Source organism: Microbacterium kyungheense (genome assembly GCF_006783905.1).
Lineage (GTDB): Bacteria > Actinomycetota > Actinomycetes > Actinomycetales > Microbacteriaceae > Microbacterium > Microbacterium kyungheense.
On sequence record NZ_VFPE01000001.1, the window covers coordinates 257887 to 277852 of the forward strand.

The 19966-nt window shown below is 70.6% G+C and carries 19 protein-coding genes; 3 read left to right on the top strand and 16 right to left on the bottom strand.

What is annotated here, in order from left to right:
- Window positions 1–194: 194 nt before the first annotated feature.
- A complete protein-coding gene (locus FB391_RS01165; protein ID WP_141892477.1) occupies window positions 195–950 on the bottom strand; it encodes a LysR substrate-binding domain-containing protein in 756 nt (251 codons plus the stop codon).
- A 35-nt stretch (window positions 951–985) separates the two neighbouring features.
- Here FB391_RS01165 and FB391_RS01170 point away from each other — a divergent pair, with 35 nt between their 5' ends.
- Entirely contained in the window at window positions 986–1360 is a 375-nt protein-coding gene (locus FB391_RS01170; RefSeq protein ID WP_141892478.1) for a DUF1304 domain-containing protein, read from the top strand.
- 4 nt (window positions 1361–1364) lie between these two features.
- On the opposite strand, the gene FB391_RS01175 is transcribed toward FB391_RS01170, so the two are convergent.
- The 4 genes from FB391_RS01175 to FB391_RS01190 form a co-directional block, all read right to left on the bottom strand.
- Window positions 1365–1940 (bottom strand): thermonuclease family protein, encoded by a 576-nt coding sequence (locus tag FB391_RS01175; protein WP_141892479.1) that lies wholly within the window; start codon window positions 1938–1940, stop codon window positions 1365–1367.
- A 54-nt stretch (window positions 1941–1994) separates the two neighbouring features.
- Window positions 1995–2402, bottom strand: coding sequence for a transferase (locus FB391_RS01180; RefSeq protein ID WP_141892480.1), 408 nt, complete (start codon window positions 2400–2402; stop codon window positions 1995–1997).
- A gap of 147 nt (window positions 2403–2549) precedes the next feature.
- The gene (locus FB391_RS01185; protein ID WP_141892481.1) at window positions 2550–3914 is read right to left on the bottom strand and encodes an aspartate aminotransferase family protein; all 1365 of its coding nucleotides are present in this window, start codon (window positions 3912–3914) and stop codon (window positions 2550–2552) included.
- 19 nt (window positions 3915–3933) lie between these two features.
- On the bottom strand, window positions 3934–5484 hold the full coding sequence (locus FB391_RS01190) for a CoA-acylating methylmalonate-semialdehyde dehydrogenase (RefSeq protein WP_141892482.1): 1551 nt from the start codon (window positions 5482–5484) through the stop codon (window positions 3934–3936).
- A gap of 167 nt (window positions 5485–5651) precedes the next feature.
- On the opposite strand from FB391_RS01190, the gene FB391_RS01195 reads away from it, so the two are divergent.
- A complete protein-coding gene (locus FB391_RS01195; RefSeq protein WP_141892483.1) occupies window positions 5652–7229 on the top strand; it encodes a PucR family transcriptional regulator in 1578 nt (525 codons plus the stop codon).
- A 104-nt stretch (window positions 7230–7333) separates the two neighbouring features.
- On the opposite strand, the gene FB391_RS01200 is transcribed toward FB391_RS01195, so the two are convergent.
- The 6 genes from FB391_RS01200 to FB391_RS01225 all read right to left on the bottom strand — a co-directional run bounded on the left by FB391_RS01200 (window position 7334) and on the right by FB391_RS01225 (window position 12954).
- Window positions 7334–8377 (bottom strand): zinc-dependent alcohol dehydrogenase family protein, encoded by a 1044-nt coding sequence (locus tag FB391_RS01200; RefSeq protein ID WP_141892484.1) that lies wholly within the window; start codon window positions 8375–8377, stop codon window positions 7334–7336.
- Between the two features lie 28 nt (window positions 8378–8405).
- On the bottom strand, window positions 8406–10025 hold the full coding sequence (locus tag FB391_RS01205; protein ID WP_141892485.1) for a CocE/NonD family hydrolase: 1620 nt from the start codon (window positions 10023–10025) through the stop codon (window positions 8406–8408).
- A 114-nt stretch (window positions 10026–10139) separates the two neighbouring features.
- Window positions 10140–10463 carry a cupin domain-containing protein gene (locus FB391_RS01210; protein WP_141892486.1) on the bottom strand — a complete coding sequence of 108 codons (324 nt, stop codon included), beginning with the start codon at window positions 10461–10463 and terminating at the stop codon, window positions 10140–10142.
- Window positions 10460–11890, bottom strand: coding sequence for an NAD(P)/FAD-dependent oxidoreductase (locus FB391_RS01215; protein WP_141893595.1), 1431 nt, complete (start codon window positions 11888–11890; stop codon window positions 10460–10462). Before FB391_RS01215 ends, FB391_RS01210 begins: the two co-directional genes overlap by 4 nt.
- Before the next feature lie 121 nt (window positions 11891–12011).
- A complete protein-coding gene (locus FB391_RS01220) occupies window positions 12012–12569 on the bottom strand; it encodes a cysteine hydrolase family protein (RefSeq protein WP_141892487.1) in 558 nt (185 codons plus the stop codon).
- Between the two features lie 22 nt (window positions 12570–12591).
- Window positions 12592–12954, bottom strand: a complete 363-nt coding sequence (locus FB391_RS01225; RefSeq protein WP_141892488.1) for a winged helix-turn-helix transcriptional regulator — start codon at window positions 12952–12954, stop codon at window positions 12592–12594.
- A 64-nt stretch (window positions 12955–13018) separates the two neighbouring features.
- Here FB391_RS01225 and FB391_RS01230 point away from each other — a divergent pair, with 64 nt between their 5' ends.
- Window positions 13019–13858 (top strand): NAD-dependent epimerase/dehydratase family protein, encoded by an 840-nt coding sequence (locus FB391_RS01230; protein ID WP_141892489.1) that lies wholly within the window; start codon window positions 13019–13021, stop codon window positions 13856–13858.
- Between the two features lie 30 nt (window positions 13859–13888).
- Here the strand turns inward: FB391_RS01230 and FB391_RS01235 are convergent, their stop codons facing one another.
- The 5 genes from FB391_RS01235 to FB391_RS01255 all read right to left on the bottom strand — a co-directional run bounded on the left by FB391_RS01235 (window position 13889) and on the right by FB391_RS01255 (window position 19953).
- Complete coding sequence (locus tag FB391_RS01235; protein WP_141892490.1) at window positions 13889–15544, bottom strand: amidohydrolase; 1656 nt, start codon at window positions 15542–15544, stop codon at window positions 13889–13891.
- Between the two features lie 167 nt (window positions 15545–15711).
- Complete coding sequence (locus tag FB391_RS01240; protein ID WP_141892491.1) at window positions 15712–16608, bottom strand: ABC transporter permease; 897 nt, start codon at window positions 16606–16608, stop codon at window positions 15712–15714.
- Window positions 16605–17531 carry an ABC transporter permease gene (locus FB391_RS01245; RefSeq protein ID WP_141892492.1) on the bottom strand — a complete coding sequence of 309 codons (927 nt, stop codon included), beginning with the start codon at window positions 17529–17531 and terminating at the stop codon, window positions 16605–16607. Before FB391_RS01245 ends, FB391_RS01240 begins: the two co-directional genes overlap by 4 nt.
- Window positions 17524–18702 (bottom strand): polyamine ABC transporter substrate-binding protein, encoded by a 1179-nt coding sequence (locus FB391_RS01250; RefSeq protein WP_141892493.1) that lies wholly within the window; start codon window positions 18700–18702, stop codon window positions 17524–17526. The genes FB391_RS01245 and FB391_RS01250 overlap by 8 nt, the downstream gene beginning before the upstream one ends.
- A 51-nt stretch (window positions 18703–18753) precedes the next feature.
- Entirely contained in the window at window positions 18754–19953 is a 1200-nt protein-coding gene (locus tag FB391_RS01255; RefSeq protein WP_141892494.1) for an ABC transporter ATP-binding protein, read from the bottom strand.
- Between the last annotated feature and the right edge of the window lie 13 nt (window positions 19954–19966).

Sequence of the window (19966 nt, forward strand, 5' to 3'; positions counted from 1 at the left end):
CCGGAACCGGATGTATCAGGGCGGATGCCGCGCGCTCCTGCTCTTCGGAACCGCTCAGTGCCGCCCTACCGGGGGGTCGGGCGCACGAGCAGAAGACGTCTGGGGCCGCACCTGGGGATGCGGGTCTTCGGTGCCGGTTCCTCGAGGGGTGTCGCAGGGGACCTGGCGGCACCCCTCGTATCCGCCCGCCGGGTTCAGCCGCGGGACGAGTTCGCGGTGCGTCCTCGGACGATGCCCACGAATGCGTCGACGGCAGGGTTCGTGCGGTCGGCGGCCCACGCGAGGGCGACGGTCGAGGTGGGCCCGCCGCGGAGCGGGCGATAGCCGACGTCCTTGCGGTGATGAAGACGCGCGAGCGACATCGGCACCACGACGATCCCCACGCCGGCGGCGACCGTGGCGATCGCCTCCGCGGTGTCGGCCGGGGGAGCGAAGCGCGGTTCCACGGTGCCGGGAACCTGGATGCCGAGCACGTCGTCGCGCGGAACCACCAGCACCTCATCGACCAGGTCCGCGGTGTCGAGCTCGTCGACCGCGAGGAGGTGCGAGTCCTTCGATGTCACCACGACCGGCACCTCGTCGTACAGAGGGATGACGTGCAAGCCGTCCTTGTCGATCGGCAGCCGCACGATGGCGGCGTCGACCTCGCCGTCGACGAGCGCGCGGCGCTGGTCGGCGACGGCCAGAGGCACGAAGTCGAGCCGGGTGTGCGGCATCCGCTCGTTCCACGTGTCGATCCAGCGTCCGGGCGTGGCCCCGGGGATCGCACCGAGAGCGAAGGTCGCCGGCATCGGCTGCTCGAACGGAATCGGCTGCGGCGGCCGGGGCTGCGCGGGCTTGGGCTTGCGGGGCTGTGCGCTCTTGCTCCTGCCCGACGGCGCCGGGCGCCCGCCGGGGCGCCGGGACGCGGCATCCCGCCCTCGCCCTTTGCCCGACCCGCCCTTCGCCATACCGTTCAGCGTAGCCGGGGCGCTATCGTTCGCTCATGGTGGGGATTCTCGCGACGGTCTTCGCGGCGTTGGCGGCGCTGCTGCACGTGTACATCTTCGTGATGGAGAGCGTGCAGTGGACGCAGCCCAAGATCTGGAAGCGGTTCGGCGTCGCCGACCAGGCCGCCGCCGAGATCACGAAGCCGATGGCGTACAACCAGGGCTTCTACAACCTGTTCCTGGCGATCGGCGTGGTGATCGGCATCGTGCTGTTCTACGCCGGAGGCGGCATCGCGCTCGTGCTGTTCGCGCTCGGCTCGATGGTGGCCGCGGCACTGGTGCTGGTGACGACGGGCCTGAAGTACGTGCGGCCGGCGCTCATCCAGGGGATGCTGCCGCTCATCGCGTTCGTGCTCTTCCCGTTCGCCTGAGCCCTCAGCACGCGCCCCACTGGCCTGCCCGGACTGCCTCGGCCTCGACCTGCGCGGCCGCGAAGAGATCGGCGTGCGCGGTGTTGGGCGCGATGCGCAGCGTCTCGGCATCACCGGCGGCGACGAGCTCGTAATTCACGAAGCGGCCGTCGTCGGTCCACAGGTACCGCAGTGCCCGCCCGTACCGGTCGTTCGGCTCGGCATCGGGCGCAGACCACACGGTCGCACCCTCCGGCAGCAGCTCGGCCAGGTGCGCACGGGCCTCGTCGGCCCAGCATTCCGGTGCCGGCGTGCCTTCGGGCGTGTCGATGCCGATGAGCCGCACCCGGATGCGCCCGCCCGCCGATGGCTCGGCGACCTCGATCGTGTCGCCGTCGAACACGTATGTCACGGTGAGCGCGACGGCGTCGTCCGGACGCGAAGGGATGCCGGCGGCCGTGGCTGTCGCCCTGCCGCCCGGCTCCGCGGCGTGGGTGTCGTCGCGCCCGACGTCTGCGGCCGCCCACGCGGCGACCGCAGCGATCGCGAGGATCGCGGCCGTCACCACGACTGTGGTGAGCCGTGACCCCGTGCGTGCCATCGCGCCAGGCTAGCGGCATCCACCCCCACGCTCAGGGGGCGGTCGAGCGATGCGTCAGGCGGCCAGACGGAGCCCGCGCCTGTCGGTCGCGACGCGCTCGTTGTCGGCGATCGTCACGTCGTCGCCGATCAGAGAGCCGCCCGCGACGCGGGCATCGTGCCCGACCTGCGTGCGCACGCCGATCTTGGCCTTCGGGCCGATCGCCGCGCGCGGACCGATGTGCGCGTGCGGCTCGATGACGGCGTTGGGTCCGATGACGGCATCCGTCTCGACCCACACGCCGCGGCCGACGTGCGCGCCGGCCGCGATCTGCACGCCCGGTTCGACATACGCCCCCGCTTCGACGATGGCGCTCGGGTGCACCTTCGCTCCATGCGCGATGAGGCCACGACCATTGACGTGCTTGCGATAGCGCAGCGTCTCGCCCTGGTCGTTCTCGATGTCGATGTAGTTCTTACCCACAGTCCCCTCCTGCGGCACCACATGGTGCTGGATACATGAACAACCTGAGGTGAGGCTCATCTATTCCCGCGCATCGGATCGATTCGGCCACGCACGACGAAGGCCCCGGATCCGTGCAGATGCGGGGCCTTCGCGGAGGGGATGCCGTCAGCGCGCGACGTACTCGTCGGCGGCCGACAGCGCGCGGTCGATCACGTCGAGGCCGCGGACGAGGTCGTCCTCGCTGATGACGAGCGGGGGCGCGACGTGCACGCGGTTGAAGTGCGTGAACGGCCACACGCCGTCGCGCTTGCACGCCGCCGCCACCGCGGCGACGGGCGCGGCATCCGCTCCGCTCGCGTTGAACGGGACGAGCTGCTCGCGCGTCTCGCGGTCGCGCACCAGTTCGATCGCCCAGAACAGTCCGAGGCCACGCACCTCGCCGACGGACGGGTGGCGCGCGGCGATCTCGCGCAGGCGCGGCTCGACGATCCGCGAGCCGAGGTCGCGCACGCGCTCGAGGATGCCGTCGCGCTCGAAGACCTCGAACGTCGCGACGCCCGCCGCGCACGCCAGCGGGTGACCCGAATAGGTGAGTCCGCCGGGGAACGACAGGGTGTCGAAGTGGGCGGCGATGCGGTCCGAGATGACGACCCCGCCGAGCGGCACGTAGCCCGAGTTGACACCCTTCGCGAAGGTGATGAGGTCGGGCCGCACCTCGAACGCCTGGAACGCGAACCACTCGCCCACACGCCCGAAGCCCACCATCACCTCGTCGGCGATGTAGACGATGCCGTACTTGTCGCACAGCTCCCGCACGCCGGCGAGGTAGCCGGGCGGCGGGACGAGCACGCCGTTGGTGCCCACGATCGTCTCGATGAGGATGCCGGCGATCGTCGAGGCGCCTTCCAGCACGATCGTCTGCTCGAGGTGCTGCAGCGCGCGCTCGGTCTCCTGCTCAGGGCTGTCGGAGTGGAACGACGAGCGGTACGGGTACGGGCCGTGGAAGTGCACGATCGAGCCGTCCGCGGGCTCATTCGGCCAGCGGCGCGGGTCGCCGGTCAGGCTGATCGCCGTCGACGTGTTGCCGTGGTAGCTGCGGTACATCGACATGATCTTGCGGCGGCCGGTGAACAGGCGCGCCATGCGCACCGCGTTCTCGTTGGCGTCGGCTCCGCCGTTGGTGAAGAACACCTTCTCGAACCCGTCGCCGGCGACCTCGGCGATGCGGCGTGCGAGTTCGCCGCGCACATCGTTGGCCATCGAGGGCTGGATCGTCGCGAGACGGCCCGCCTGCTCCTGGATCGCGCGGACGAGATCGGGATGCTGGTGCCCGAGGTTCAGGTTCACCAGCTGCGAGCTGAAGTCGAGGTAGGCGTTGCCCGCGTAGTCCCAGAACGTCGAGCCCTCGCCGCCCGCCACGGGCAGCGGATCGATGAGCGCCTGCGCGCTCCACGAGTGGAACACGTGGCCGCGGTCGTCCGCGCGCACGCGCGCGTCGGCCTCGAGGTCGGCAAGAAGGGTGTCAGTCATCGGGGTTTCCTTTACCCGGTCAGTTGTTCTGGGGGAAGCCGAGGTTGATGCCGCCGTGGCTGGCGGGGTCGAGCCAGCGGCTGGTGATGGCCTTCTCGCGGGTGAAGAAGTCGAAGCCGTGCACGCCGTAGGCCTTCGCGTCGCCGAACAGGGACTTCTTCCAGCCGCCGAACGAGTGGTAGGCGACGGGGACGGGGATGGGCACGTTGATGCCGATCATGCCGACGTGGACCTCGTTCTGGAACCGGCGGGCAGCACCGCCGTCATTGGTGAAGATCGCGGTGCCGTTGCCGAACTGCCCCGAGTTGATGAGGTCCAGGCCTTCGTCGTAGGACTGCACACGCACGACGGACAGCACGGGCCCGAAGATCTCCTCGGTGTACGCGCGGGAGGTGGTGGGGATGTCGTCGATCAGGGTGGGGCCGAAGAAGAACCCGTCCTCGGCGCCGTCGACCTGGAACCGGCCGTCGACGACGATCTTCGCGCCATCCTGCTCGGCGATGTCGACGTACTCGGACACCTTCGCGCGGTGGATGCCGGTGATCAGCGGTCCCATGTCGGGTTCGACGCCGTCCACGCCGGCACCGTTGCCGATCCGCAGCTTCGCGATGCGGTCCTGGATCTTGCCGATCAGCTCGTCCGCGACGGGCTCGACCGCGAGGACCACCGAGATCGCCATGCAGCGTTCCCCGGCGGCGCCGTACCCGGCGTTGACGGCCTGGTCGGCGACCAGGTCGAGGTCGGCGTCGGGGAGCACCAGCATGTGGTTCTTCGCGCCGCCGAGCGCCTGCACCCGCTTGCCGTGCTTCGAGGCCGTCTCGTAGATGTACTGCGCGATCGGCGTCGAGCCGACGAAGCTGATGGACTGCACGACGGGGCTTTCGAGCAGCCCGTCGACGGCGAGCTTGTCGCCCTGCAGCACCGTGAACACGCCGTCGGGAAGCCCGGCCTCCTTCCACAGCGCAGCCAGCCACAGAGCCGCTGACGGGTCCTTCTCCGACGGCTTCAGCACGACCGCGTTTCCGGTCGCGATCGCGATCGGGAAGAACCACATCGGCACCATCGCCGGGAAGTTGAACGGCGAGATGATGCCCACCACACCCAGGGGCTGCTTGGTGGAGTACACGTCGATGCCGGTGGACACGTTCTCGGAGTACGCGCCCTTGATGAGGTGCGGGAACCCTGTCGCCAGCTCGACGACCTCCTGGCCGCGGAGGATCTCGCCCATCGCGTCCGAGACGACCTTCCCATGCTCGGACGTGATGATCCCGGCCAGCTCGCGCTTGCGCGCGTTCAGCAGCTCCCGGAACGCGAACATCACCGCCTGCCGCTTCGCGATCGAGAAGCCGCTCCAGGTCTCGAAACCGGCACGCGCCGACGCGATCGCCGCGTCGAGCTCGGCCTGGTCCGCCAGCGCCACCTGCGCGGTCACCTGCCCGGTCGCGGGGTTGTAGACCGGAGCCGTGCGGCCGCTCGTCGACGGGTGCTCGGCGCCGTCGATCCAGTGCGGGATCACCCGGACGGGGGCGGTCTCGGGAGAGGGCGCGGCAGTGGTTTCGACGGTGGTCATCGGGCAGTTCCTTCGGCGTCGGACAGATCGTGTGACGATCCCTTAGGCTTGACGCGTCCCAGCCTGTCAGAGAAGAAGAGGCGGCCACGGTGCCCGACCGTCGCGAAGATCGAGCGATCCATACGGATCGTCCGGCCGAACGATCCGCAAACGACACCCTCCCGACCGTGCGCGAGGTGATCGCGCTCGACCCTGTTGCCAACGGGGTCCCCGAGGTGCTCGTCGGTGACGAAGCCCTCGACGCGCGCGTGCGCTGGGTCCACGTGTCCGACAGCGCGGGTGTCGCTCGTCTGCTCGACGGGGGCGAGCTGCTGCTGTCGACGGGCTCTTCCTGGCCGGCCGAGCCGGCGGACCTCCGCCGCTTCGTGGACGAACTCGTGGATGCCGGTCTCTCAGGTCTCGTGTTGGAGCTGGGCACGCACTACCACTACGTCCCCGCCGTGGTCGTCGACGCGGCGCGGGAGCGTGGGCTCGCCCTGGTCGTCCTGCACCGCGAGGTGAAGTTCGTAGCCCTGACCGAGGCCGTGCACAGCCGCATCATCACCGGTCAGACCGACGCGCTGCGCGCCCGTGACGAGGTGCGCGAACGCTTCACCGCCCTCGTGCTGCGCGGCTCGCCCGCCGACTTCATCGTGCATCAGCTCGCGCAGACGCTCGGCGCTCCGATCGTCCTGGAGAACCTCGGCTACGAGGTCGTCGCCGCCGAGGTGCCGCTCGCGCTCGAGGAGGACCTCTTCACGGAGTGGGAGCTCCAGTCCCGCACCGCACATCGTCGCCTCGCCGCCCGTCGTGAACGGGGTGCCGCACCGGACGCCGACGACTGGCTCATCGTCCCGGTCGAAGCCCGAGGCATCCGCTGGGGCAACCTCATCGCGCTTCCCGGGCCCGAACACGCCGCCGGGCGCACCGCCGTGCTCGAGCAGGGCGCGATCGCGCTCGCCGTGGGCCGGCTGGCCGACGGCGACGCCGACGAATGGGCGCGCATCGGCCGCCGTCGTCTGGTCGACGGACTGCTGGCCGGCCGGTTCGCGGGCGTCGGAGGAGCGGCCGCACGTCTCGAGGCTGCCGGGCTGCCGTTGCGCGGGGCGCGGCTGTACGGGCTGGTGATCGCCGGCGCGGCCGTCGCGACGGAGCGAGCGGATGCCGCGACCCGTGCCTTGCGCGGACGTGCCCTTGCGGGTTCGGCCCCGGCGGGGGGCGTGGGCGCGACGATGCTGGTCTCGCTGCCGCCGGATGCGGTCTTCGACGACGCGGCGGTGCTGACGTTGGTGCGCGGTCTCGTGGAACCGGCCGACGTGGAGCGCGTCGTCGTGTCGGTCGGCCGTGCCGCGTCGGGGATCGAGGAGGCGCTCGCATCGGTGCACGAGGCTGTCGACCTCGCCGGGGGCCGGCGCCGCCGTTCGGGTCGGGGCCCGTACCTGAGGCGCTCCGAGAACCGGCCGCTCGTGCAGCTCGTGACCGCGCTGCGCGACGACCATCGGGTGCTCGAGCACGGTGAGCGCATGCTCGCACCCCTGATCTCGCACGACCTGCAGCGGTCAGGAGACCTGCTCGACGTTCTGGAGGCGATGCTCGCGCACCCCGGCAACCGCACGGCGGCGGCATCCGCTTCGCACTTGTCGCGCTCGGTGTTCTACCAGCGCATCGCCCTCATCGAGGAGCTCCTCGGCTCCGACCTCGACGACGGCGAGACCCAGACGGCCCTGCATCTCGCCCTGCTCGTGCGGAGGTCCGCCGGGCGCTGACGTGCGCCCTTCAACAGGTCAACCGCACTCATTCAGGAGGCTGCGGAGCCAGATCTCCTGCGAAACGGCGGTTGACCTGTTGAAGCGGTGAGCTGCGGCAGGACTCACGCGCGCCTCGGGTCGATCATCGTCATGCCGGCCGGGGTCGCCCGGTCGAACGCGGGCAGCAGCTCTGCCGCTTCCGAGAGTCCCACGACGCGCTCGATGAGCGCCTCGGGGTGCAGGGCGCCCGACGCGATCAGTGCCAGCATCCCGGGATAGTCCACGGCGGCCATGCCGTGGCTGCCGAGCAGGTCGAGCTCCCATCCGATCACGCGCGACATCGGCACCCGCGGGTGACCCGTGACCGGCGGGAGCAGGCCGATCTGCACGTGGCGTCCCCGCCGCCGCAGGCTGTGGATCGCGTCGGTGCAGGTCTGCTCGCTGCCGACGGCATCCACCGACACGTGGGTTCCGCCGAGGCTCAGCTCGTGGACGAGCGCGGGCACATCGCGGCCGTCGGCGAGAACGGTGTGGTCGGCGCCGAGAAGGGATGCCGCATCCAGCGCCGCCTGGTGGCGATCGACGACGATCACCCGGGCGCCGAGGGCCTTGGCGATCACGACGGCGCTCAGCCCGACGCCGCCGGCGCCGACGATCGTGGCCCATTCGTCCGCCGCGAGATGGGCGCGGCCGACGAGTCCGCGATAGGCGGTGGCGAACCGACAGCCGAGAGCGGCCGCCGCTTCGAAGCTCACCGACTCGGGAATGGCCACGAGGTTCGCGTCGGCAGCGTGCAGCGCGACGAACTCCGCGAACGACCCGTCGTGCGTGAAGCCGGGCTGCGTCTGCTCGGGGCACACCTGCGCGTCGCCCTGAATGCACCATTCGCAGCGGCCGCAGCCGCAGACGAACGGCACGGTGACGCGGTCCCCGATCCGCCAGTTCTCGACTCCCGCGCCCACCTCGGCGATGACGCCGGCGAGCTCGTGTCCGGGCACGTGGGGGAGCGCGATGTCGTCGTCGTGCCCAGCCCACCCGTGCCAGTCGCTGCGGCACAGCCCGGTCGCGCGCACCTCGACGACGACGCCCCCGTGGGGAGCAGTCGGCAGGGGCACGTCACGAACCTCCGGAGCGACACCGAAGGCGTCGTAGACGACAGCACGCATGCCTCCATCGTCGCACCGGCGGCGGGGTTCACCGCCCGCCGGCGGCGATCGGCAGTTCGAGTACCTGCGGCTGCTCGGGGCCGGAATGAAGCCGGATCATGACGCGACGGCTGGAGCGGTACAGCGCGGGGAATGCACCCCACAGCGGGTTGCGCGGTGACAGCTGGCGGCCCGCGACGTGCAGCCGAAGCTCGTCTCCGGCACGGAAGAAGGTCGCCGACGGGGCGAAGGCGATCTCGACCTCCCGCGGTTCGCGGCTCGCGGTCATGCGCTGGAAGCCGGTCGTGACCAGGTCGCGGCCGAACCCGTACGACCCCTCGAACGGCACGAACTCGCCGTCGGTCCACTTCGACAGGCCGGCGAACAGCGACAGCGGCCCCTCCGATGCGGCGCTGACCCGCAGTCGCACGCGGGCATCTCCGGTCACCTCGACGTCCTCGTCGAACGTCCAGGAGAACCGCGCAGCGCGGCGACGAGAGGGGAACGCGAGGGATGCCGCGGCCTCGGCCGGGGCGGGCGACATCCGCCCGTCCGCCTGCAGGTGCAGCGTCAGCGATCGTCCCGGCGGAGGCCACGCGTCCTCGCCACGCACCTCGTGGATGCGATCGCCGCGGTCGCGCACCTCGAGTCGCACCCGAGGCAATTCGGCGGGGACGCACTTGAGGTGCGCGTCGAGGAACGTCTGCTGCACGGCCATGGCGCCGTCGCTGTAGAACGCCGCCCACTTGCCCGTGCGGTGGGTGTACAGGTGGCGTTCGTGGGAGGACGCCTCGGCGAAGGCCCGGAAGCTGCCGCGGGTGTGCAGGTTCGCATCCGAGAAGCTGCCGCACACCAGCATCGGCGTCTGGATGCGTTCGAGGTCCGGAGCGAGCGATCGCCACCAGGCGTCGTCGTCACGCCGTGCCACCGCCTCCCGGCCGAGGTCGGGCGACATCCGCGTCGACCGGCGCATGACGGTCGTCCACAGCCGCGAGAAGCCGACCTCCCGGACTCCGCCCGGGTAGAAGAAGTCGCGGTAGGCGTCCGTGAAGCCCTCCCACGGCACGATCGCCCGCAGATGCGGCGGGTGCAGCGCGGCGGTCTTGTACTGCGAGATCGCGAGGTAGGACACACCGAGCATCGCCACGGGGCCGCTGCACCAATCCTGCTGGGCGATCCACTCGATGGCGTCGAAGACATCCTGCGCCTCGGCGTCGCTCAGCAGCGATCCGACGCCGTCGGAGTGGCCGGCGCCTCGCACGTCGAGGTTCACGACCGCGTAGCCGCGCGGCACCCACTGCGACGGATCCGGCGCCTCCCAGCTCGTCTCGTCCGAGATGCGGACGGTGCCCGTCTGGCGCAGGATCCGGAACTGCGGGTTGATTCGGTATCCGCGTCCACGTCGCTGCGGCAGTGCGTCCTTCCCGTACGGGTGGGCGCACAGGAGCGCGGGGAGCGGTCCGCCGTCGCGGGGAAGGTAAACGTTCGCACGCAGGATCGTCCCGTCTCGCATCGGGATCTCGACGTCGTGCAGTTTGCGCACGTCGGGGCCCGACGGCGTCACGACGACGGGAGGCCGAACCGCCCGCCGTACGCGGATCCAGGCGGATGCGACGGCGCCGCGGCGACGCCAGGGGCGGTCGGTCGCAGGCTCGGATCGGAGGCGCACGGCGCGACGCTACCATCCGGTCGCGCGGGGCGGCAGAGCGTCGACCGGCGCCGCCTTGACGCGGAGCTGCTCGTGCCGCCGGGGCTTCGTCTCTCTCCCGACGAACAGGCCCGATCAGCCGGCGACGTAGACCTTCCGGAGCGTCTCGCGCACGGTCCACACCGTGTGCATGCCCTCGGTGAGCCGCACCACCGCACCGGCGCGCAGCTCGACCGGGTCGAGCGGAGGGTCGGTGAACGACAGGGTCGCCGAACCAGACAGGACGACGAACACCTCGTCGGCCTCGACGTCCGTCGAGGTGCCGGGCGTGTGCTCCCAGACGCCCGTCGTCTCGGTCAGCTCGATGAAGCCCGCCAGCGGGGAACCAGACAGCACCTGGCCGGACGGCAGCGGCTCCAGCGGGATCGCGAGGGACGCGGCATCCTGAGCCAGGATCACGAGTCGAACCCCAGCCCGAGGGCGTCGAGGGTCTTCAGCAACAGGTTGCGCTTGCCGAAGTTGTGGTCGGCGCGGTCCAGCGACCAGCGCACCGTGTTCACCGCGAGCGACGCAGCCGGTTCGGGCGGGAAGGGGATGGGGCGCTTGCGGACCATCTCGAGCTCGGTGCGCTCGTTCGAGACGCCGTCGAGCAGGTCGAGCATGACCTCGCCGGCGAAGCGGGTCGACCCCACGCCGAGACCCGTGAACCCGGCAGCGTACGCGACCCGGCGCTCGCGTGCGGTGCCGAAGAAGGCCGTGAACTGCGTCGACGAATCGATCGCACCCGCCCACTGGTGGGTGAAGCGCAGACCCTCCAGCTGAGGGAACGTCGTGAAGAAGTGGCCGGCGAGCTTCTCCCACGTCTCGGGGCGGTGCTCGTGGCCCGGCTCCACGCGCCGGCCGTAGTAGTAGATGGCATCGTACCCGCCGAACAGGATGCGGTTGTCGCGAGTGATCCGGTAGTAGTGGAACTGGTTCGCCAGATCGCCGATGCCCTGGCGGTCGTTCCAGCCGATCGACGTGAGCTGCTCGTCCGAGAGCGGCTCGGTCATGAGCACGTAGTCGTACACGGGCACCGTCATCAGGCGGTTCCGCTTGAGCAGCGACGGAAAGACGTTCGTTCCGAGAGCGGCTCGGGATGCCTCGACCCGGCCGTGCTCCGTGATCACGACGACCCCGGGGCCCGACGTGTCGAGCCCGGTGACGTGAGACCGCTCGAAGATCTCGACACCGCGCTCCTCGCAGACGCGGGCGAGCTCTGCCGCCATGCGGGCGGGATGCACCATGCCGCACGCGTCCTTCTCCCACACGCCCGCGAGGTACGTGGGAGAGTTCACCGAGGCGCGCACCTCGTCCTCGTCGAGGTAGACCACGCCTTGTTCGCCTTCGGCGGCCCACTCCTTGAGCCACTCCACCTGGTGCGGCTCTACGGCGGGTGCGAGCTGCCCGGTGCGCTCGAACTGGAAGTCCATGCCGTATCTCGACTCGGACTCCTGGATCGCATCGAGATTCTCGAGGCCGAGCCGCTCGATGAGCGGCATCTCGTTCGGCCAGCGCGCCATGCCGTTCTCGTGGCCATGAGTCAGGCTGGACTCGCAGAATCCGCCGTTGCGGCCCGAAGCCGCCCAGCCGACGCGCTGCGCCTCGACGACGACGATCTTCGCGCCCGGCATCCGCTCGCCCGCCAGCAGCGCGGTCCACAGGCCGGTGTATCCACCGCCGACGATCACGAGGTCGGCCCGGTGCGTGCCCACCAGCTGAGGCCGGTCGGGGGTCAGCGACTCGGGAAGGTCGTCGCGCCAGAAGACGGAATGTCTGGTGTCGGCGAGCGAATGGCGGATGACGGATGCCTGCGGCCGCTGTCGTTCGAAGACGGTCGTGCCCACGGTGATCAACTCCGATGCGTTGGTTTCTCCCATCCTCACCCGAGGGCGGCGGCGGAGGGGAGGGCCGGTGTCGGAGATATCTGAGGCATCCGGACGGATTGTCGGGATGCGGTCGCGCTGCTCAGACGACGCTGAGCTCGCCGATCAGCGCGTCGACGGGGGCCACGCGCGCGTACGTGCCGGCCAGGGCAGCGAGGAACGCGGTGTGCACCTGCGCGCCCGGAACCGTCACGTCGCCGAGCATCAGGTCGGGGGCGGCGCACGCGTCCTGTGCGACGGCGAGGATGAAGCCGAGATCCGACGCCGCGCGCACGGTCGCGTCGACGCACATGCTCGTCATCATGCCGGCGACGACGATCTCGTCGACCTCGGCGGCGCGCAGCAGCGACTCCAGGCCGGTGTCGAGGAACGCGTTGGGTTCGTGCTTGACGATCACATGCTCCTGACCGTCGGGTGCCACACGCGCGTCGAACTCGACCCCGGGCGTCTCGGACTCGAAGAAGGCGGCATCCGGTCCGTCCCAGATGTGCTGCACGTGGACCACGCGCTCACCCGTGGCACGGAAGGCGCCCAGCAGGCGCGCGGCCGCGTCGGCGGCGGCATCCGATCCGACCAGCGGGTGACGGCCGCCGGGGAAGTAGTCGCGCTGGATGTCGATGAGCAGGAGCAGTCGGGTCACCGATACAGCATAGGTCGCTGTTTCAGTCGCCCTGAGCCCGTCGGCGGGACTCCAGAACCTCGGGCACGTGCTGCTCCGCCCAGGCCCGCATCGCGGCGATCGGCCCGAGCAGCGACCTTCCGAGATCGGTGAGCGCGTACTCGACCCGCGGCGGCGAGTCGGGGAACGACCGGCGCGCGACCAGCCCGTCGGCCTCGAGAGCGCGCAGCGTCTCGGTGAGCACCTTCGGAGAGACCCGGCCGAGACGATCCTTGAGCTCGGAGAACCGCATCGTGCGCTCGGACAGCGCGAGCACGATGAACATCGTCCAGCGCTCCCCGATGCGCGAGAGGATCACCCGGCTCGGGCAGGAGGGGCTGGTCACATCCCACTCGACGGTCGTCATACGGGGTCACCTCCGGGGAAGTTCCGTTGAAGTAACCGACGGGGTCGGCCCTACCGTGAACGGCATGAAGATCCTACTGACCGGTGCGACCGGCTACATCGGCTCCGCCGTCCTCGACACCCTCCTCGACGCCGGCCACGACGTGCTCGCGCCGGTGCGCAGCGATGAGGCCGCGGCGACCGTCGCGGCGAAGGGCGCCACGCCCGTCGTCGGCGACCTGCACGACGCGGACTGGCTGACGAGTCTGCTCGAGGGGACGGATGCCGCGATCCACACCGCGGCGTCGGGCGATGCCGAACGCCTGAATGTCGCAGTGGTCGACGCCGCCGAGCGCGCCTACCGCGGGACGGACCGGCGGTTCGTGCTGACCAGCGGAATCTGGGAGTACGGCGCAGGCGCCGGCATCCACAGTTCAGACACGCCGGATCCGGCCGGCCTCGTGGCGTGGCGGGTCCCGATCGAGGAGCGTCTGCTCGCCTCGGGAGTGGCCGCCACGATCGTCGTGCCGGGGGTCGTGTACGGGCAGGGGAAGGGGCTCGTGTCGGTGATCGTCGATGCTCCGCGCACGGCAGACGGCGCGCTCACCCTCGTCGGCGACGGTTCGCAGCGCTGGACGTGGGTTCACGTCGACGACCTCGCCCGCCTGTACCTGCTGGCGGTGACGAACCCTGTCCCGGTCGGCCGGCTGATCGCGAGCGACGGCGCGCCCGTCCGCGTGCGCGAGGTCGCCGAGGCCACGGGAGCGACCGTCGCGGCCGAGTCCGTCGACGCAACCCGCGCTCGCCTCGGCGCCGCGTTCGCCGATGCGCTGCTGCTCGACCAGGCGGCCGACGGCGCCGAGGCGCGCGAGCTCGGCTGGACGCCCGAGCACGTCGGCGTGCTGCAGGAACTGGCGCGGGTCTGAGCACCGGTGCGCGCGGGAACGTCGGCGGGCTCAGGCGTCAGGTGCCGCGTACACCCGCTCGCCCTCGACGAAGGTCTGCAGCACGCGGGTGGCGCCGATCTGGTCGGCGGAGCCCGCGAACGGGTCGCGGTCGAGCACCACGAGGTCGGCGTACTTGCCGACCTCGACGGTGCCGGTCACGTCGTCCAGGTGGTTCACCCACGCCGACCCGGCGGTGTAGGCCGTGAGCGAGGTCGCCAGGTCGATCGCCTGCTCGGGGTAGAAGGGGTCGTAGTCGCCCTCTTCGTACCCCGGTGCGGCCTTGCGGTTGACGGCGGTGTGGATCGCGGCCATCGGATCCGGCGTCGAGACCGACCAGTCGCTGCCCGCGGCGAGCACCGCGCCCGCGCGCAGCAGGTCGCCGAACGGGTACTGCCACGCCGAACGTTCCGGGCCGAAGAACGGCAGCGTGAGCTCCACCATCTGCGGCTCGTACGTGGCCCACAGCGACTGCATGTTCGCCGCCACCCCGAGCTCGCGGAAGCGCGCGATGTCTTCGGGGTGCACCACCTGGATGTGCGCGATGTGGTGGCGGTTGTCGCCCCGGCCGTTGCGGGCGATCGCGTGCTCGACGGCATCCAGGCACTCGCGCACGGCGCGGTCGCCGATGGCGTGGAAGTGCACCTGGAACCCGGCGGCATCCAGCAGTGGCACGGCCTCGTTGAGGATGTCGGGCGCGACGAACGAGATCCCCGAGTTGTCGGTCGGATGCCCGTGGCCGTCGAGATAGGGCTCGAGCATCGAACCGGTGAAGTTCTCGGCCACGCCGTCCTGCATCACCTTGATGCTGGTCGCGGCGAAACGGCCGCCGCGGTACTGCTCGCGGCGTTCGAGCAGGAACGGGATCTGCTCCAGCCCGGCTGTGCGGTCCCACCACAGGGCGCCCACCACGCGGCCGGTGAGGCGCCCGTCGGCCGCCGCCGCGAGGTACGCGGGGCCTGGGTCTCCGGCATCCCCGTAGGAACCGACGATCGCGTCCTGCCAGCCGGTCACGCCGAACGAGTGCAGGTAGCGCTGACCGGTGAGCAGGGCGTCGACCATGCGCTCGGCCGGCTCCGCCGGAAGCAGGCGGTTGACGAGCGTCATCGCGCCCTCGTGCAGTGTGCCCGACGGGTTGCCCGCCTCGTCGCGCTCGATGCGTCCGTCGGCCGGATCGGGGGTGTCGCGGTCGATGCCGGCGAGGCGCAGCGCCGCCGAGTTCACCCACGCGCCGTGGCCGTCGCGGTTGGGTAGGAACGCGGGCCGGTCGCCGGTGACCGTGTCGAGGAGGGATGCCGTCGGCGTGCCGCCCGGGAACGCCGACATGCCCCAGCCGCCGCCGAGGATCCACGCGTCCTCCGGATGCTCCAGCGCGTAGCGGCCGATGGCGTCGGTGTAGGCGTCGGCGGAGTCGAGCGCCGACAGATCGCAGCGGAGCATGTCGAGCCCGCCCCACACCGGGTGGACGTGCGCGTCCTGGAACCCCGGGAGCAGCATCCTGCCCCCGAGGTCGACGACCTCGGTCGACGGGCCGATGAGGTCGTGCACCTCGTCGCCGCCGACAGCGACGATGCGCCCGGCGGCGACGGCCACCGCATCGCTGCGCGAGCGCACGGTGTTCGCGGTGAAGACAGGACCGCCCGTGAAGACGAGGTCGGCGTACGGCATGGGACTCCTTCGTGTCGTGGTTCCGGCCCAGTCCGCGAGGGGCCGGCTGAGGGACGAGGGGATGCATGAGCACCGGCCCCTCGTCGGTCGGATGACCCCTCGCGGGATCAGATGGCGGGGGTGCGGACGGGCGAGCGGACGGTCGGCCTAGCGGTCCGGCATCCCGATCAACCGCCCGCCATGGTGCGGGCGATGTCGGCGGCGGAATCGCCGGCGCGCTTGAGCACGATGGCCACGACGGCGAGGGCGATGAGGGTGAGCAGCAGCATGATCGTCGACACGGCGGCGATCTCGGGGCGCAGGCCCGTGCGCACCGCGCCCAGGATGTACACCGGCCAGGGCGTCGAGCCCGCCACCGAGACGAACGCCGCGATGACCGTGTTGTCGAGGCTGAGCGTGAACGACAGCAGGAATCCGGCGAGCACCGCCGGCATCGCGAGCGGCAGCGTCACGCGGCGGAACGTCGTCAGCGGCGGTGCGTACAAGTCGGCCGAGGCCTCTTCGAGCTGCGCGTCGAGTCCGATGAGGCGGGCGCGCACCAGGTACGACACGACGGCGATCGAGAACAGCGAGTGGCCGATCACGAGCCGGAAGATGCCGTTGTTGAAGAAGGCGATGCCCCAGTCCTGGCCGAGGGTCACGAGCCACGGCAGCAGCGCGACGGCGTCGACGATCTCGGGCGTCACCGACACGAGCAGCAGCAGCACCAGGAACCACCACACCCACTTGCCGGGGTGGCGGGCCATCGCGATGCCGGCGAGCGTACCGAGAACCGAGGCGAGCACGGCCGCGAGGAAGCCGGTCTGCACCGAGATCAGCACCGCGTTGCGGACGACTTCGTTGGTGACGATCGCGGCGAACGAGTCGAAGCCGAACTGCGTGAACGACGTCAGCAGGCGCCCGACGTTGAACGAGTACACGACCACGACGGCGATCGGCAGGAACAGGAACACCAGCACCGCGATGCCCCAGATCGTGAACCCGAGGTCGCCGCGATTGCGCTTGGCGCGCGGGGTCACCGCGCTCTTCGCCGACAGGATCGTGCGCGTGTCGGTGGCGGTCATGCGGCACCTCCGGCGGATGCGACGGCCACGGGTGCGGCGGGCGTCGGGACGGGCTCGAGCACCACGCGGTTGCGCAGGCGCATCGGAAGCCCGATGAGCCACATCAGCCCGATCCCGACGGCGGTCGTGAGCAGCACGATGAGGATCAGCATGATGGCCATCGCCGAGCCCAGCGCCCAGTTCTGCGCGGTCTGGAACTGCGTCGCGACCATCTGGCCGATCATGTTGCCCTTCGCACCGCCGAGGATCGTGGCGGTGATGTAGTCGCCCATGAGAGGGATGAACACGAGCAGCACGCCGGCCAGCACGCCGGGACGCGAGATCGGGAGCGTGACCCGCAGGAAAGTGGTCCACCGGCCGGCGCCGAGGTCCTTGGACGCCTCGCGCAACGCGGGGCCGACACGGTCGAACGCGACGAACAGCGGCAGGATCATGAGCGGCAGGTAGTTGTAGATCACGCCGAGCAGCACCGCGGGGCGCGTGTACAGGATCTCCAGCGGCCCGAGCCCCAGCGCCTGCATGACCCCCGAGAGCCAGCCGTTGGGGGCGAGGATGATCTGCCAGCCGATCGTGCGGACCAGGAAGTTCGTCCAGAACGGCACCATCACGAGCGCCACGAGCAGCCCGCGCTTGGACAGCGGTGCCTTGACCGCCATCCAGTACGCCACCGGCGCGCCGATCGCCAGGCACGCGAGCGTGCCGGCGATGCCGATCCACAGCGTGTTCTGGAACGTCGCGAAGAACGTCGGCGTGAGCACCTCGAGGTAGCGGTCGAACGACAGCACGTCATTGGCGTGCGTGCCGAAGATGCCCGGCTTGTACCCGAAGCTGAACCAGACGACGTAGCCGACCGGGATGACGAAGAAGAACAGCAGCCAGGCCCAGGCGGGGAACGCGAGGGCGATGCCCGCCTTCTTACGCACCCGCCGCCGCCTTCACCTTGTTGTAGATGTCGACGGCGCGCGCGAGCGCGTCGTTGACCTCGCCCTCCTCCATCGTCGCCAGCTGCTCCGGCGTGAAGAACACCATGTCGAGCATCTCCAGGCCGGCGTCCGCGGCGGCCTGCTCGATGTCGGCGACGCCCGTGTGGTAGCCGATGTAGTCGAGCTCCTGCAGCGAGACCTCAGGGTCGAGCACGTAGTCGATGAACGCGTGCGCGGCCTCCGGGTGGGGGGCGCCCGTGGGGATCGACCAGTTGTCCATCCAGATCTCGGTCTTCGGGCCGGCGAGCACCCACTGCCAGCGGTCGGGCTCGCTGCTCTCCATCAGCGCGAGGCGCACGTCGCCGTTGTACGCCTGCATCAGCACGTGCGACGCCTGCTGGATCGCACCGCCGCCGGGGTACGAGTCGAACGCCTCGATGTGCGGCGCGAGCGTGTTCACGAGGAAGTCCTCGGCGGCGTCGAGGTCGGCCTCGTCGGTCGTGGTCCACGGGATGCCGTTGGCCCAGAAGTACGCGCCGGTGAGCTCGCTCGCGTCGTCGAGCATCGACGTCTTGCCGCTGGCCTCGTTCTGCGCGGCATCGAGGAAGTCCGCCCAGGTCGACAGCTCGCGCGTGATGACGGTCTTGTCGTAGACGTAGCCCGTCGTGCCCCAGTCCTTGCAGATGGAGTACTCGTTGTCGGGGTCCCAGGCCCGGCCGACGAACGCCGGGTCGAGATTCTTGAAGTTGGGGATCAGATCGAGGTTGAGCTTCTGCAGCAGCCCGTTCTGCACCATCTGCTGGATGTAGACCCCGGTCGGCACCACGATGTCGTAGCCGCCGGTGCCCTTGGCCGCGGTCAGCTTGGCGATCATCTCTTCGTTGGAGTTGAACGAGGTGAGCTCGACGGTCGGGCCCTGCTCCTTCGTGAAGGCGTCGATGACGTCGGGGCTGTCGTAGTCGCCCCACGTGTAGATCGACAGCTTGTCCTCCAGTGCGCCGCCGGTCGCCTGCGGCGCAGCCGACGTGCCTCCGCCCGGCGAGCAGGCGGTGAGGATCGCCGCGGCGCCGGCGGCCGCGGCGATGCCGAGGAAGCCGCGGCGGCTCAGCTCGCGGCGGATGGTGGGCAGGGCCTCGGCGCTGGCGAGGATGCGGATCGGGGACTCGGGCATCTCAGGACTCCTGGTTCTCGGACACTGGGGTTCGCGGGTGCGAGGGCGGTTTCAGACGGCAGGCGGGGCGACATAGCCGCCGTCGGCCGCCGCGTCGTCGGCGGGGAAGAGCAGCACGTTCGCGGCATCCCACGAGCACACCACCGCGTCGCCGACCGACAGCGAGGGCGCTTCGGGGGTGGGGCGGCGCGCGATGAGGCTCTTGTCGTCACTGACCTGCACGAGGTACTGCATGGTCTCGCCGAGGTGTGCGACGCCCAGGAGGGTGCCGCGGACGGAATTGACGGGGGATGCCGCGCCGGCAGGATCGGCGGTGGACTCGGCGGTGATGCGCACGAACTCGGGACGCACCGCCGCCTGGCCGCGCGCGACGCCGGTGAGCTCGGCCGTCGCACCCCGCACCAGGCCCTCGGGTGCCTCGACGGCCGCGCCGCTCTCGGCGACGGGGCCGGTGAAGAAGTTCTGCTGGCCCACGAACGCCGCGACGTAGGCGGATGCGGGGCGCGCGTACACGGTGTCGGCGTCGGCGATCTGCTCGATGCGGCCGTGGCGCATGATGGCGATGCGGTCGCTCATCGAGAGCGCCTCGCCCTGGTCGTGCGTGACGAACACGAACGTGATGCCCAGGCGTGACTGCAGGAGCTTCAGCTCCAGTTGCATCTCTTCTCGCAGCTGCCGGTCCAGCGCGCCGAGCGGCTCGTCCAGCAGCAGCACCGCGGGGCGGTTGACCAGCGCGCGCGACAGCGCGATGCGCTGCTGCTGTCCGCCCGAGAGCTGGGTCGGCTTGCGGTCGGCGAACTGGCGCATCTGGACGAGGTCGAGGGCCTCTGACACGCGCGTGCGGATCTCGGCCTTCGGCGTCTTGCGCTGCTGCAGCCCGTACGCCACGTTCTCGGCCACCGTCATGTGCGGGAAAAGCGCATACGCCTGGAAGACCGTGTTGACGTTGCGCCGGTACGGCGGCTCGCCGAGCACCGACTGGCCCGAGATGCGGATGTCACCGGCATCCGGCTGCTCGAACCCGGCGATCATGCGGAGCGTGGTCGTCTTGCCGCAGCCCGACGGGCCGAGCAGCGAGATGAACTCGCCGGGCTGGATGGTCAGCGACAGGTCGTCGACGGCGAGCTGGTCGCCGTAGTGCTTGGTGATGCCCGAGAGCAGCACCGCCCCGCGCGCCGCGTCGCCGCCGGGGGGAACCTGGTCTGCCGGGATCGCCGCCGAGGCGGGCGCCGTGCCTGTGGACGTCGTCACTCGTGAGGTCCTT

Excerpts from the sequence above, each read along its gene's own strand:
- FB391_RS01165 (WP_141892477.1), bottom strand. The coding sequence starts at position 950 with ATGGCGAAGGGCGGGTCGGGCAAAGGGCGAGGGCGGGATGCCGCGTCC.
- FB391_RS01170 (WP_141892478.1), top strand. The coding sequence starts at position 986 with ATGGTGGGGATTCTCGCGACGGTCTTCGCGGCGTTGGCGGCGCTGCTG.
- FB391_RS01175 (WP_141892479.1), bottom strand. The coding sequence starts at position 1,940 with ATGGCACGCACGGGGTCACGGCTCACCACAGTCGTGGTGACGGCCGCG.
- FB391_RS01185 (WP_141892481.1), bottom strand. The coding sequence starts at position 3,914 with ATGACTGACACCCTTCTTGCCGACCTCGAGGCCGACGCGCGCGTGCGC.
- FB391_RS01190 (WP_141892482.1), bottom strand. The coding sequence starts at position 5,484 with ATGACCACCGTCGAAACCACTGCCGCGCCCTCTCCCGAGACCGCCCCC.
- FB391_RS01200 (WP_141892484.1), bottom strand. The coding sequence starts at position 8,377 with ATGCGTGCTGTCGTCTACGACGCCTTCGGTGTCGCTCCGGAGGTTCGT.
- FB391_RS01225 (WP_141892488.1), bottom strand. The coding sequence starts at position 12,954 with ATGACGACCGTCGAGTGGGATGTGACCAGCCCCTCCTGCCCGAGCCGG.
- FB391_RS01230 (WP_141892489.1), top strand. The coding sequence starts at position 13,019 with ATGAAGATCCTACTGACCGGTGCGACCGGCTACATCGGCTCCGCCGTC.
- FB391_RS01235 (WP_141892490.1), bottom strand. The coding sequence starts at position 15,544 with ATGCCGTACGCCGACCTCGTCTTCACGGGCGGTCCTGTCTTCACCGCG.
- FB391_RS01240 (WP_141892491.1), bottom strand. The coding sequence starts at position 16,608 with ATGACCGCCACCGACACGCGCACGATCCTGTCGGCGAAGAGCGCGGTG.
- FB391_RS01250 (WP_141892493.1), bottom strand. The coding sequence starts at position 18,702 with ATGCCCGAGTCCCCGATCCGCATCCTCGCCAGCGCCGAGGCCCTGCCC.